At 28.9% G+C, this 14,418-nt stretch carries 16 protein-coding genes; all 16 read left to right on the forward strand.

Annotated features, from left to right (window positions below; genetic code table 11):
- The first annotated feature begins 2 nt into the window (after positions 1-2).
- Positions 3-188: a 50S ribosomal protein L32 gene (rpmF, locus tag J7M87_RS14700; RefSeq protein ID WP_008678357.1), complete on the forward strand. Its 186-nt coding sequence runs from the start codon at positions 3-5 to the stop codon at positions 186-188.
- A gap of 57 nt (positions 189-245) precedes the next feature.
- Positions 246-1,247, forward strand: coding sequence for a phosphate acyltransferase PlsX (gene plsX, locus J7M87_RS14705; RefSeq protein WP_291651981.1), 1,002 nt, complete (start codon positions 246-248; stop codon positions 1,245-1,247).
- A 76-nt stretch (positions 1,248-1,323) separates the two neighbouring features.
- Positions 1,324-1,554, forward strand: coding sequence for an acyl carrier protein (gene acpP, locus J7M87_RS14710; RefSeq protein WP_008678360.1), 231 nt, complete (start codon positions 1,324-1,326; stop codon positions 1,552-1,554).
- Positions 1,555-1,685: 131 nt separating this feature from the next.
- Complete coding sequence (gene rnc / locus J7M87_RS14715; protein ID WP_291651984.1) at positions 1,686-2,384, forward strand: ribonuclease III; 699 nt, start codon at positions 1,686-1,688, stop codon at positions 2,382-2,384.
- Complete coding sequence (locus J7M87_RS14720) at positions 2,377-3,411, forward strand: radical SAM protein (protein WP_291651986.1); 1,035 nt, start codon at positions 2,377-2,379, stop codon at positions 3,409-3,411. Before rnc ends, J7M87_RS14720 begins: the two co-directional genes overlap by 8 nt.
- A gap of 189 nt (positions 3,412-3,600) precedes the next feature.
- A complete protein-coding gene (gene smc / locus J7M87_RS14725; protein WP_291651988.1) occupies positions 3,601-7,164 on the forward strand; it encodes a chromosome segregation protein SMC in 3,564 nt (1,187 codons plus the stop codon).
- A 16-nt stretch (positions 7,165-7,180) separates the two neighbouring features.
- The gene (gene ftsY, locus J7M87_RS14730; RefSeq protein WP_291652010.1) at positions 7,181-8,098 is read left to right on the forward strand and encodes a signal recognition particle-docking protein FtsY; all 918 of its coding nucleotides are present in this window, start codon (positions 7,181-7,183) and stop codon (positions 8,096-8,098) included.
- 124 nt (positions 8,099-8,222) lie between these two features.
- Positions 8,223-8,552, forward strand: coding sequence for a putative DNA-binding protein (locus J7M87_RS14735; protein ID WP_291651990.1), 330 nt, complete (start codon positions 8,223-8,225; stop codon positions 8,550-8,552).
- A gap of 19 nt (positions 8,553-8,571) precedes the next feature.
- Positions 8,572-9,924 carry a signal recognition particle protein gene (gene ffh, locus J7M87_RS14740; RefSeq protein ID WP_291651992.1) on the forward strand — a complete coding sequence of 451 codons (1,353 nt, stop codon included), beginning with the start codon at positions 8,572-8,574 and terminating at the stop codon, positions 9,922-9,924.
- A 32-nt stretch (positions 9,925-9,956) separates the two neighbouring features.
- A complete protein-coding gene (rpsP, locus tag J7M87_RS14745) occupies positions 9,957-10,202 on the forward strand; it encodes a 30S ribosomal protein S16 (RefSeq protein ID WP_008678375.1) in 246 nt (81 codons plus the stop codon).
- 44 nt (positions 10,203-10,246) lie between these two features.
- Complete coding sequence (locus J7M87_RS14750; RefSeq protein WP_291651995.1) at positions 10,247-10,486, forward strand: KH domain-containing protein; 240 nt, start codon at positions 10,247-10,249, stop codon at positions 10,484-10,486.
- Between the two features lie 219 nt (positions 10,487-10,705).
- The gene (gene rimM / locus J7M87_RS14755; protein ID WP_291651997.1) at positions 10,706-11,203 is read left to right on the forward strand and encodes a ribosome maturation factor RimM; all 498 of its coding nucleotides are present in this window, start codon (positions 10,706-10,708) and stop codon (positions 11,201-11,203) included.
- On the forward strand, positions 11,193-11,906 hold the full coding sequence (trmD, locus tag J7M87_RS14760; RefSeq protein WP_291651999.1) for a tRNA (guanosine(37)-N1)-methyltransferase TrmD: 714 nt from the start codon (positions 11,193-11,195) through the stop codon (positions 11,904-11,906). Before rimM ends, trmD begins: the two co-directional genes overlap by 11 nt.
- Positions 11,907-12,019: 113 nt before the next feature.
- Complete coding sequence (gene rplS, locus J7M87_RS14765; protein WP_291652001.1) at positions 12,020-12,370, forward strand: 50S ribosomal protein L19; 351 nt, start codon at positions 12,020-12,022, stop codon at positions 12,368-12,370.
- 149 nt (positions 12,371-12,519) lie between these two features.
- The gene (gene ylqF / locus J7M87_RS14770) at positions 12,520-13,389 is read left to right on the forward strand and encodes a ribosome biogenesis GTPase YlqF (RefSeq protein WP_291652004.1); all 870 of its coding nucleotides are present in this window, start codon (positions 12,520-12,522) and stop codon (positions 13,387-13,389) included.
- Between the two features lie 4 nt (positions 13,390-13,393).
- The gene (locus tag J7M87_RS14775) at positions 13,394-14,206 is read left to right on the forward strand and encodes a ribonuclease HII (RefSeq protein ID WP_291652006.1); all 813 of its coding nucleotides are present in this window, start codon (positions 13,394-13,396) and stop codon (positions 14,204-14,206) included.
- Positions 14,207-14,418 lie beyond the last annotated feature (212 nt).

Genomic DNA, 14,418 nt, shown 5'->3' on the forward strand with positions numbered 1-14,418 from the left:
TAATGGGAAATCCAGCTAGAAAAACATATAGAGCAAAGAGAAATTCAAGAAGAGCTCAAACTTTCAAGGCGAGCTTACCTGGAATAGTTGAGTGTCCACAATGTCACGAAATGAAGTTAGCTCACAGAGTTTGCAAGAACTGTGGATTCTATAAAGGTAAAGAAGTAGTTGCTTCAGTAGAAGAATAAAGAAAGTCTAATGACTTTCTTTTCTTTATATATAAAGAAAAGGGGCGAAGTGGTATTATGAAAATAGCTATAGATGGTATGGGTGGAGATAATGCACCTAAATCCGTAGTAGAAGGCGTTATTCAAGCTTTAAAGGAATATGAAGGAATAGAATATTATATAACAGGTCCTAAGGAGCAAATAGAAGAAGAGCTAAATAAATACCAATACGATAAAAAACTAGTTAATATAGTTGATGCAAGAGAGGTTATTTCTCCAAATGAGCATCCTGTAATGGCTTTAAAAAAGAAAAAGGATTCCAGTATATGCAAAGCATTAAGACTTGTTAAAGAAAAAGAATGTGATGCTGTTATATCAGCAGGTAGTACAGGTGCTTTTTTAGCAGGTTGTACACTTATAGTTGGAAGAATAAAAGGGGTCGAAAGACCAGCCCTTGCTCCAATTATGCCAGGGAAAAATGGTAGCTTTATGATAGTAGATGCTGGAGCTAATGTTGATTGTAAGCCTAATTACTTGGTACAATTTGCTAAAATGGGAAAGGTGTATTACCAAGGGGTACTAGGTAATAATAATCCTTCAATAGGACTAGTTAATATAGGTGCAGAAGAAGAAAAAGGTAATGAATTAACTAAAAGTGTCCATAAGCTATTAAAAGAAGAAGATAGCTTAAATTTTATTGGAAATGTAGAACCAAGGGATACATCAAAAGGTGATGTAAATGTTTTAGTTTGTGATGGGTTTGTAGGAAACACATTATTAAAAATGTATGAAGGTGTAGCATCAACATTATTAAAGATGATAAAAGAAGAAATTTTATCAGGGAGTATAATTAGTAAAATAGGTGCTGGACTTTTAAGTCCTGTGTTCAAATCATTAAAAGTGAAGTTTGATTATAAAGAATATGGTGGAGCACCATTTCTAGGAGTAGATGGTATTTGTATTAAGGCTCATGGAAGCTCTGATGGAAAAGCTTTTAAGAATGCTATAAGACAAACCAAAACTTTTCATGACAATGGTGTATTAGAAAAAATAAAAGAAGAACTTCAAAATAATATATAATTTATTCCAATATGCATATTGACTAGATAAATAATATATAATATTATCTAAATGATATATGTAGGAGGTGAATTAGATGTTTGAGAAAGTTAAAGAAATAATAGCTGAAAAATTAAGCATTAACGAAGATGATATAACAATGGATTCTTCATTTGTTGACGATTTAAATGCAGATTCATTAGATTTAGTTGAACTTATGATGGCTTTAGAAGATGAGTTAGATACTGAAATCCCAGATGAAGAAGCAGAAAACTTTAAAACTGTTGGAGATGTAGTTAAGTATTTAAAGAATCATGTTGAAGAATAATATAATCCCGCTTTAATGCGGGATTTTATATTTAAAATTTACGGTAGAATTTGGTTTATTCTTGAATTTGCTCTATTAAAAAGAGTTTATTAAAAAGCAAATTGAAGAATAAACTTCAAGGGGTGTACAAAATGGCGAAGTTTAATATAAAAGAAGTTGAAGATAGTATAGGACTAACGTTTAATGAGCCAAAGCTTTTAAAAATTGCATTAACTCATAGCTCTTATGCAAATCAACACAAAGATCAAGAGTATAACGAAAGATTTGAATTTTTAGGAGATTCCATATTACAGTTATGTATCACTGAGTATCTTTTCTTAAATTATAAGAATAAGAGCGAAGGTGAATTAACAAAGATAAGGAGTCTTATAGTTTGTGAAAACTCACTTTATGAAATTGGTAAAAAATTAAATTTAGGATATTTTATTAGAATAAGTAGGGGTGAGGAACTAACAGGAGGAAGAGAAAGGGTTTCTATAATAGCTGATGCTGTAGAGGCTTTACTTGCAGGAATTTATTTAGATAAGGGGCTTGAATTCGTTAAGGATTATATAATAGGTCATTTCAAAGAAATAATAGATAAAGCAATAAATAATGATATTGTTTTAGATTATAAAACTAAGCTTCAAGAAGAGATGCAAAAATCAGGTGAAGTATCAATAATATATGAATTGCTTAAGTATGAAGGTCCTCCGCACAGAAGAAAGTTCTTTACATCAGTTTTAATAGAAGATAGAGAACTTGGAAAAGGTGAAGGGTATAGTAAAAAAGAATCAGAACAAAATGCAGCTAAAGAAGCCTTAAGAAATTTGGAGGAATTAAATGAGTAAAAGACATTATATAATACCAATATTTATATCTCATCAAGGTTGCCCGCATCAATGTGTATTTTGTAATCAAGATAGAATAGCAAAGGTTGTTCAGGAAGAAGTTACAGATAGAGATGTAAGAGAAACTGTAGATGAATATCTTAAGACTATAGATTATAAAAATGCAACTGTCGAAATATCGTTTTTTGGAGGAACTTTTACAGCAATAAATGTAAATAAACAAAAAGAATTACTAGCAGTTGCAAAAGAATATAAAGAAAAAGGGTATATAGATAAAATTAGAATGTCTACAAGACCTGATGCAATAAATAAATACATATTAGATTACTTAAAAGATTATAAGGTAGATGTAATTGAACTTGGAGTGCAATCTTTAGATGATGAAGTGTTAAGATTATCAGGAAGAGGTCATAGTGCAGAAGATGTAGAAAAGGCTTCTAAACTTATAAAAAAATATGGAATTACATTAGGACATCAAATAATGCCAGGACTTCCAGGAGATACTTTTGAAAAAGACATAGAGACAGTGAAGAAGTCTATAAAAATGAAACCGGATATATGTAGGATATATCCTTCATTAGTAATTAAAGACACACCTATGGCTGATATGTATGAAAGAGGTCAATATAAGCCTTATTCCTTAGAAGAAGCAGTAGACATATCTAAAGAATTATATAAGCTATATAAAGATTCAAATGTCAATATAATTAGAATAGGTCTTCAGCCAACTGAAAGTATAACTTGGGGAAAAGATATAATAGATGGACCGTTCCATCCATCATTTAGAGAATTGGTAGAGGGAAGTTTAATTTGTGATAAAATAAGATCTGTTATAAATGAAAATGAAGATATAATTATTGAAATAAATTCAAAGGATTTAAGTAAGCTTTATGCAAATAAGAAGGTATATTTTAACAACTTAAGAAATACTCATAAAGGAAAAATACTAGTAGCTACCAAAGATAAAATAGACAGAGGAAATGTTAATGTTATCGTACTAAAAAGAATAGAAAAGGTTAGTATATAAGGTAGGCAAGATTTTGCCTACCTTATTATTGATATTTTAGTATCTTTACTATAAACTTAAATAAGAATAGGAGTGGTAATTATGAAGAAGCAAACAAGACAAAAAATGATATATGTAATTACTATAATTTTAGCTATCATGTTTTCAATGAGTTTATTAGTATCATTGATATAGGTAAGGAGTGTATCTATGTTTTTAAAATCCCTAGAAATAAGAGGTTTTAAATCTTTTGCAGATAAAACCCAATTAAAGTTCAAAAAAGGAGTAACAGCAGTAGTAGGTCCAAATGGTAGTGGAAAAAGTAATATATCTGATTCTGTAAGATGGGTTTTAGGTGAACAAAGTGTAAAAACACTTAGAGGTGGAAAAATGGAGGACGTAATCTTTGCAGGAACTCAGTTTAGAAAACCAGTTGGACTAGCTCAAGTTTCACTTACACTAGATAACTCAGACAATTCATTGGATACAGATTATTCAGAGGTAACTGTTACAAGAAGAATATTTAGATCTGGTGAAACAGAGTATTTAATAAACAATCAAAAATGTAGGTTGAAAGACATTAATAATTTGTTTATGGATACAGGTATAGGTAAAGAGGGATATTCACTTATTGGACAAGGTAAAATAGAAGCTATCTTAAGTGGTAAAGCAGAAGATAGGAGAGCTTTATTAGAAGAAGCTGCAGGTATAGTTAAGTTTAAATCAAGAAAAGAAGAAGCGGAAAGAAAGCTATCTAATACTGAAAATAATTTGGTGAGAATAAGAGACATAATATCTACTTATGAAGAGAGAATAGAACCATTAAAAATAGAAAGAGAAAAGGCTTTAGAGTATAAAACTTTAGCTGAAGAGCTTAAAGTTAAAGAAGTTTCTGTTTTAGTTAGTAACATAAAAACAATTGATGAAGAAATTAATGGAATAAGTGAAGATATAAGTGGTAGAAAAGTTGATATAGAAACTAAAAGAAATAAATTACATAAAGACAAAGAAGAACTTCTATTATTAGAAAATAAGATAGAAGAATTGGAAAATAAAAATAACACAGAAAAAAACGAATATTATACTAAAAAAGAAGAGTTAAATCAAAGTCTAAAAAATATAGAAATATTTAAAGAAAGAATAAAAAATTTAGAGGAAGTAATAAAGAGAGATTCATCAGAGGTAGAGACTTTAGAAAATAGTTTGAAGATTTCTATAGAGGAAAAGAATCTTTTAGGTAGGGAATTAGAACAAAAAATAAAAGAACAATTACAAAGAGAAAATGATATCAGTAGGTTAGAAAAAGAAGTACAAGATTTAAATAGAGAAATTCAGTCATTAGAAAAGAAGATTCAATATTTTAAGGATGAAGAATTCGAACTTTTAAGAAGAACATCAGAAATAAATAATAATATATCTTTGTTAAATAAAGAAATCTTAAATAAAGAGGAATTAGGAGCAAATGGAGAAAATACTTTAAAGACTATTGAGGGAAATATAAGTATTAACTTAGCTACTATTTTAGGTCTTAATAAAAATATTGAAGAAACAAGAAAAATAAGAGAAGAAATAAAAAATAGTATAATAGAAAATAAGAAAAAGCTTTCTAGTTTGAGTAGTTCAGCAACAAGAAAAGAAAGTCTTATAAGAGAAGTATCTAGAAATATTAGCATTTTAGAAGGTAAGTTAACTACATTAAAAGACTTAGAAAAAAGTTACGAAGGATATCAATTATCAGTAAAGAGATTGATGGAAAGAATAGAAAGTGGACAGGTTTCTTACGGAAAAGGTACTAAGGTCTTAGGTGAGATATTTACTGTAAATAAAGAATATGAGACTGCTATAGAAATAGCGTTAGGTGGATCTATTTCTAATGTAATAACAAAAGATGAAAATGTTGCAAAGTTATTAATAGACTATTTAAAGAAAAATTCTTTAGGAAGAGCTACGTTTTTGCCTTTAAATATCATCAAAGGTAATAGGTTAATAGTTTCTGAAAATATAAAAAATGTTCCTGGATTCTTGGGATTAGCATCTGATCTAATTGAGTTTGATAGCAAATTTAAGGGAATAATGGATTATTCTTTAGGTAAAACAATAATAGCTAGGGATATGAATTGTGCCTTAAAAATATCTAAACTCGGAAATTATAAACTAAAAATAGTTACTTTAGATGGAGAAGTGATTAGTCCAGGAGGAGCTCTTACTGGAGGTAGTATATATAAGAAAAATAACTCAAGCATTTTAGGAAGAAGAAGAGAACTTCAGGAGCTTGAAGAAAATATATCAAAAAGCAAAGAAAGATATTCTTCAGAGCAGGAATCTTTAAATAAAATAAAAGAAGAAATAAAAGTAATAGATGAAGAAAATCTAAATAAAAGTGATGAAGTTCATGAAAAGACAATTGATATAACAAGATTTGAAAGTGAAATTAAAGCATTAGAAAATGAAGGTTTAAAGCTTAAAAATTCTCTTGAGGTTTCAAAGAAAGAATTATCTTTAAATAAAGAAACTTTAAATAGATTAAGGGAAGAAATAAAGATAAAAGAAGAGTTATTAGATAAATTAAAAGAAAATAATTCAAATAATAAAAATGAGTCACAAAGATTACAAACTTTATTAATTGAAAAGAAGGAAAACTTTGATAAAATAAAAGATGAAGTTATACAAATAAAAATAAATAAAGCAACATTAGACGAAGTAGTTTATGGAAAAGAATCAGAAATAAAAAGAAAAGAAAAAGAAGAAAAAGAAAAAGAAGAAAAAATATTAAAGCTTAAAACTGAAAATACTGAGAAAGAAAAAAACATAAACTATCTAAAAAAACAAATAGATGAAAAAGTGAATTTAATAGATGAAATCAATAAGAGGTTAAATAAACTTGAAGATATCTTTAAGTCTGATGAAGTAAGAAGAATAACTTTAAAAGATAAGTTAAAAATAAAAGATGGGGAAACTAATGAATTAATTGAAACATTAAGGAATCTAGAAGGTGAACTAAATAAAAGGGAAATAGCATATGCTAAGATAGAAAGTGAAAGAGAAAATCACTACAAAAGATTAAATGAAGAATTAAATTTAACTTTAGCAGAAGCTGCTGAAATTGCATTGGAGATAGAAAATGTTTCAAAGGTTAAGGATGAGATATTTAAGTTAAAAGGTAAAATTACTGCACTTGGAACGGTAAATTTAGCAGCAATTGCAGAATATGAAGAAGTTTGTGAAAAGTATGAGTTTATGTCTGCTCAAGAAGAGGATTTGAATAAAGCGAAAGATGAGTTAATGACTGTTATTAATGAAATGACTTCAAAGATGCAAGAATTATTTAGAGAAAACTTCAAGATATTAAATAAAAACTTTAATGAAACATTCAAGGATTTATTTAAAGGTGGAAATGCAGAACTTATTTTAGGTGAAGGCGATGAACTAACAGCTAACATTGAAATAAATGTTCAACCACCAGGTAAAAAGCTTCAAAATATAAATCTAATGTCAGGTGGAGAAAAAGTTCTTTCTGCTATAGCGCTTTTATTTGCAATTTTAAAGATGAAGCCAACACCGTTTTGTATATTAGATGAAATTGAGGCTGCCTTAGATGATGCAAATGTATATAGATATGCAGAATTTTTAAAGGAATTCTCTGAGAATATACAATTTATAGTTATTACACATAGAAAAGGTACTATGGAAGCAAGTGATGTTATGTATGGAATAACTATGGAAGAAAAAGGAGTTTCAAAAGTAGTTTCTGTAGACTTAAGTAAAGATAATTAGGAGGTAAACTATGGCCATATTTGGAAAAATATTTGATAATTTAAAATCAGGACTTTCAAAGACTAAGGATGCACTAACAGATAAAATTAATGAAACATTAAAACTAGCTATTACTATAGATGAGGATCTATATGAGGAATTAGAAGAAATTCTAATTATGTCTGATATAGGAATGGACACAACATTAGAAATTATAGAGAGACTTAAAGCTAAAATTAGAAAAGAAAAAATTAATGATCCAAGTGAAGTTTATCCAGCGTTAAAAGCTGTAATAAAAGATATACTACTAGAAGGAACAGAATCAAAAGAAGAAGATTTAAATTCTGAAAAGAAAGTATTGCTTGTAATAGGTGTAAATGGAGTAGGTAAGACTACTTCTATAGGAAAGCTTGCAGCAAAGAATAAAGAAGAAGGCAAAAAGGTATTGCTTGCAGCAGCAGATACATTTAGAGCCGCAGCGATAGACCAATTAGAAGTGTGGAGTGAAAGAGCAGGAGTTGACATAGTAAAGCATATGGAAGGGTCAGATCCAGCAGCAGTGGTATTTGATGCCGTAAGTGCAGCTAAATCAAGAAATATAGATTTATTAATATGTGATACTGCAGGAAGACTTCATAATAAGAAAAATCTTATGGACGAATTATCTAAAATAGGTAGAATAATAGATAGGGAATTTAGTGATGCTTCAAAAGAAACACTTTTAGTTTTAGATGCAACTACAGGACAAAACGCAGTAATTCAAGCAAAACAATTTATGGAGGCGTGCCCTATTGACGGTATTATCTTAACTAAGCTAGATGGAACAGCTAAAGGTGGAGTTGTAATTTCAATTAAAAATACTTTAAACATACCGGTTAGATATATAGGGGTAGGAGAAGGAATAGATGATCTTCAAGAATTCGATGCAGAAGGATTTGCAGAAGCTCTGTTTTAACAATTAATAATTAACAATTGTTCATTTAAAAATTTTGGACAAAATTTTTGTAGGGTGTTAAGTAAAAGTACTTGACAGTATAGAATTGTTTTGTTAAAATCTCTTTTGTGGGTAAGGTGATGAAATGGAAGATAGGGTTGAGATTTCATTATTAATGGATTTGTACGGTCCATTATTAACAGAGAAACAGTATAAAATTATGGAGCTTTACTATAATGAGGATTTATCCTTAGCCGAAATTGCTGAATTGAATAACACGAGTCGTCAGGCTATCCATGATTTAATAAAGAGATGTTATAAACAATTTCTATCCTATGAAAGTAAACTTAATTTACTTAAAAAAAGTTTTAATCAAGAAAAAGTAATTATAAGTCTTCTTGAGGAGTTAAAGAATAAATACTCAATATCTGAAGATGATTATAATAAATATAAAAGTATATTAGAAGATTTATAAGATCATAGGAGGGATTAACATGGCTTTTGAAGGTTTATCCGATAAGTTGCAGGAAGCTTTTAAGAAGCTTAAAGGCAAAGGAAAGCTAACTGAAAAAGATATAAAAGAAGCCATGAGAGAAGTAAAACTTGCGTTACTTGAAGCTGATGTTAACTTTAAAGTAGTTAAGAAGTTTATTTCAAGTGTCAGTGAAAAGTGTGTTGGAAATGAAGTTTTAGAAAGTTTAACTCCAGCTCAACAAGTTATAAAAATTGTTAACGAAGAACTTACTAATCTTATGGGAGGTAGTGAAAGTAAATTAAACTTTAACTCTGTAGGACCAACAGTTATAATGATGGCTGGTCTACAAGGGGCAGGTAAAACTACAATGAGTGGAAAACTTGCACTACAACTTAGAAAACAAAATAAAAAACCTCTTTTAGTAGCTTGTGATATATATAGACCAGCAGCTATTAAACAATTAGAGGTAGTTGGAAAGCAAATAGATATTCCAGTTTTTCAAATGGGTGATAAAGTAAATCCTGTTGATATAGCAAAAGCAGGTATAGCTCATGCAAGAGAAAATGGAAATAATGTAATAATAATAGATACAGCAGGTAGACTACATATAGATGAAAATCTTATGGAAGAATTGAAATCTATTAAAGAAGAAGTAAATCCTCAAGAAATATTACTGGTAGTAGATTCAATGACAGGTCAAGATGCCGTTAATGTTGCTGAAAGCTTTAATAATTCATTAGATGTATCTGGTGTTATATTAACTAAGCTTGATGGTGACACAAGAGGTGGAGCAGCTTTATCAATTAGAAGTGTTACAGAAAAACCAATTAAGTTTATTGGTGTGGGTGAAAAAATGAGCGATTTTGAAGTTTTCTATCCAGATAGAATGGCTTCAAGAATATTAGGAATGGGAGATGTTCTTTCATTAATAGAAAAAGCTCAGCAAGCCTTTGACGATAAAGAAGCACAAGAATTAAGCTCAAAAATGCTAGAAAATGACTTTACTTATGAAGATTATTTAACAGCAATGGAGCAAATGAAAAAACTGGGGTCTTTAAGCAAGATACTGGAAATGGTGCCTGGGGTTCCAAAAGAAATGAAAGATATAGATTTTGATGCTGGTGAAAAACAATTAGGCAGAGTAAAAGCTATAATTCATTCAATGACACCAAAAGAAAGAAGAAATCCAAAGCTTATAGCTGGATCATCTTCAAGAAAAAAAAGAATTGCTAAAGGTTCAGGTACATCATTACAAGAAGTAAACAAACTCATTAAGGGCTTTGATATGATGAGAAAGCAAATGAAACAAATGAAGTCATTTCAAAAGAAATCTAAAAAAGGATTCTTTGGTAAATTACCTTTTATGAGTTAATATAATGACACTTTTAAAGGAGGTGAAACAACATGGCAGTAAAAATCAGATTAAGAAGAATGGGTGCTAAGAAAGCTCCTTTCTATAGAATAGTAGTTGCTGATTCAAGAGCACCAAGAGATGGTAGATTCATCGAAGAAATAGGATACTACAATCCTTTAACTGAACCAGCTGAAGTTAAAATCAATGAAGAAAAAGCTACTAAATGGGTACAAAATGGAGCTCAACCTACAGATGTAGTTAAGAGACTTTTTGCTCAAGCAGGATTAAATAAGTAATTTTTAGGAGGTGAACTCTGTAATTACTATAATTACAGGTGTTTATGAAGGAATTAATTGAAATTATAGCTAAATCCCTTGTGGATAATCCAACTGAAGTTCATGTAAATGAAATCGAAGGAGAGCAATCAATTATTCTGGAACTAAAGGTTGCTCCTGCAGATATGGGAAAAGTAATTGGTAAACAGGGAAGAATAGCAAAAGCTATTAGAACTGTTGTAAAAGCAGCAGCAATGAAAGAAGACAAAAAAGTAGTAGTTGAAATTATTGATGTAAAGAGTTAGGATAATCCTAACTCTTTTTAAACATTCAATTAATATAAGTAAATACATAGATTAATATATTTATTGTAATATTTCTAATGTATCTATTAAAGATTATAGAAATATTAGAAATATTAAATATACTAAATGAAAATTAGTGTTTTAATTTTAGTATATATTGACAATACTAAGCTAAATAGATAAATTAAAATAAATAATTTAACAAAAAGAGGTGCTAAAATGAGGGATATTTTAAGAGTTGGGAAAATAGTAAATACTCATGGATTAAAGGGAGAAGTAAAAGTTATAGCTTTAACTGATGATCCTAAAAGATATAATGATTTGGATTTTGTATTAATAGATGGAACAGAAAGAAAAATTCAAGGTTGTAAATTTCAAAAAGATAGAGTAATAGTAAAAATAGAAGGAATTGATTCTATAGAAGAAGCAGAAAAATATAAAAATAAGTATATGGAAATTCCAAGAGAATATGCAGTTCCATTAGAAGAAGATACCTATTATATTGCAGATATAATAGGGTGTAATGTTTATGATACAGAAGGAAAACCTTTAGGAGAAGTTTATGATGTAATACAAACAAAGAATAATGATGTGTATTGGATAAGAAAACCTAAAGAATTATTAATACCTGTACTTCTAGACATAGTTACAGATATAGATGTAGAAAATAGAAAAATTACAATAAAACCAGTAGGAGAATGGCAAGATGAAGATTAATATTCTTACATTATTTCCTGAAATGTTTGATATATTTAATTACAGTATAATAGGAAAAGCTAAAGAAAAAAATCTTGTAGAAATAGATGCAATAAATATAAGAGATTTTACACTAAATAAGCATAAAAAAGTAGATGATTATCCTTATGGTGGAGGGGCAGGAATGGTAATGACCCCTCAACCATTGGTGGATTCTATAAGGCACTGTAAAAAAACTAATAAAGGAAAAGTTATTTTTCTAGGACCGAGAGGAAAAACATTCAATCAAGGTATGGCTAAAAAATTAGCAAAAGAAGATGAACTTATATTTATATGCGGTCATTATGAAGGCATTGATGAAAGAGTTTATAAATATATAGATCTAGAAATATCATTAGGGGATTTTATATTAACTGGTGGTGAAATGGCAGCAATTCCAGTGATTGATTCTATATTAAGATTAAAAAGTGGAGTTCTAGGAAAAGAAGAAAGCTATATGGATGAATCTTTTTCAGATGGATTATTAGAATATCCACAATATACTAGGCCAGAAGAATTTGAGGGAGATAAAGTTCCGGACGTGTTGCTTTCAGGGCATCATGAGAATATAAGAAAGTGGAGAAGGGCTCAATCTTTAATAATAACTAAGATAAAAAGAGAAGATTTATATAATAAAATAATGCTCACTAAAGAGGACAGAAAAATACTAGAAAAGTATAAATAAATTGTTGAAATATAACATAACTTATGTTAAAATAAGCTTTGTGTTAGTACGGGCGGTCCTCTGTCAAGTATTTGTTAAGAACGTCTAATATAAATTTAAGGAGGGACTACACAATGAACGAAATAATAAGAGCTATTGAAGCAGAACAAATGAGAAGCGATCTTCCAAATTTTCACGTAGGAGATACTGTTAAAGTTTACGTTAAAATTAAAGAAGGTACAAGAGAAAGAGTACAAATGTTTGAAGGAACAGTTATTAAGAAGCAAAACGGTGGATTAAGAGAAACTTTCACTGTAAGAAGAGTTGCTTACGGAACTGGAGTAGAAAGAACTTTCCCAATAAACTCTCCAATCATTGATAAGATGGAAGTTGTAAGAAAAGGTAAAGTTAGAAGAGCTAAGTTATTCTACTTAAGAGATAGAGTAGGTAAGGCTGCTAAAGTTAAAGAATTAAACGTTAGATAATTATCTAATGATTAAGTAAGGGACTTTTATAAGTCCCTTTTTCTTTACTTTTTATTTATAAAGAAAGTAAACTTTTCATTGCTGATATATAAGAAAATATAAATGGATATAATAAAAAATAGTAAGTAGAGATAGGGAGGAATTTTAATATGCCTACAATAAACTGGTTTCCTGGACATATGAAAAAAACTCAAAGAGAAATAAAAGAAAACTTAAAACTAGTAGATGCAGTTATTGAGATTAGAGATGCTAGAATACCAAGAAGCTCAGCAAATCCTGATATAGATAAACTTTGTGAAGGAAAACCAAGAGTTATACTTTTAAATAAAAGTGATTTATCAGAATCAAAAGTAACAAAGATGTGGATGAACCATTTATCTTCAGAAAATGTAAAAGTTATTGAGGTAAATTGTTTAACAGGAAAAGGATTAAATCAAATTAAACCAACTTTAGATTTATTATTAAAAGAAAAGCATGATAGATTAAAGGCTAAAGGTTTAGTAAAAATACAAATGAGAGTTATGGTAGTAGGAATACCTAATGTAGGTAAATCTACATTTATAAATAAGATGGCTAAAAATAATATAGCAAAAACAGGTGATAGACCTGGAGTAACAAAGAGTAAACAATGGATTAAAACTAAGATGGATATAGAAATGCTAGATACACCTGGAGTTTTATGGCCTAAGTTTGAAGATGAAAAAACAGCTCTTAATTTAGCGTTTACAGGTGCTATTAAAGATGAAATAATGGATATAGAAGAACTTTCATTTAATTTAGTAAAAAGACTTCAAAGTTTTTATGGAAATAAATTAAAGGAAAGATATAAAATTGAAGAAATAAATGAAGATCCATTAGAAACACTAAATAGCATAGCGAGAAAAAGAGGGTGCTTAGTTAAGGGTGGAGAAATAGATTATAATAGAATAGCTGTAATTCTTTTAGATGAGTTTAGAGGTGGAAAAATAGGTAATATTTCACTTGAGCGTCCAGATGATATAGAAGAGCTAGAGGAGTAGTTTAATGGATCTATTAAATAAGGATATAAAATCTTTAAGTTATAAAGAAATAAAACATTATGTAGATGATATAAATATACTTGAAGAAAGATATAATGCAGAGCTTGTATATTTAATTGATAAACTAGCTTTAGATGAAAGAAAAAATGTCAAAGCATTAGGTGAAAAAATACTTAAAGAAAAGAAAAGGATAGAAAAAGAAGTTCAAAGAGTAAAATCAATGTATAATTTTGATAAAGGTTTTGGAAAGTATACATATATAGCTGGAGTTGATGAAGTTGGTAGAGGACCACTTGCAGGCCCTATTGTAGCTTGCGCAGTTATATTGGATTTAAATGTAATAGAAGATGAACTTATACTTTGGTTGAATGACTCCAAGAAATTATCAGAAAAGAAAAGAGAAGCTTTAGCAGAAATAATAAAACAAAAAGCTTTAGCATATTTTATTTCAGAAAGATCAAATAATGAAATAGATGAAAAGGGTATAGCTTATTGCAATAATACTATATTCTTAGAAGCTTGTACATCTATGAGTATTAAACCAGATCTTGTTTTATCAGATGGATATTTAATTAAAGGAATTAATATTCCAAATAAATCAGTAATAAAAGGTGATGCAAAGTCAGCATCAATAGCTGCTGCATCGATTTTAGCAAAGGTATATAGGGATAATTTAATGAAGGATTATTCAAAAGAATATCCACATTATGCTTTTGAGGAAAATGCAGGTTATGGCACTAGTAAACATATTGAAGGTTTAAAAGAATTTGGAGCATGTAAAATACATAGAAGATCATTTTTAAAGAATATACTTTAAGTTAAATTTATAATATAGAAGTACTGTTTTAAAAAACTATTTAATGTGAAATTTAATTTATTCAATTTCAGTAAGTTTTATTGCCTTAAAAAAGTTAACTCCTTTTTATAAAGGGGGTCGCGTTTTGGTCTTACCCCCATTATGTAGACAGTCAATAAAAGGTCGTGTACAATCTACATAATGGGGTGATTTTTTATGTCAATAAAGCACAA

It is taken from the genome of Clostridium sp. (assembly GCF_017888565.1).
GTDB lineage: Bacteria > Bacillota > Clostridia > Clostridiales > Clostridiaceae > Clostridium.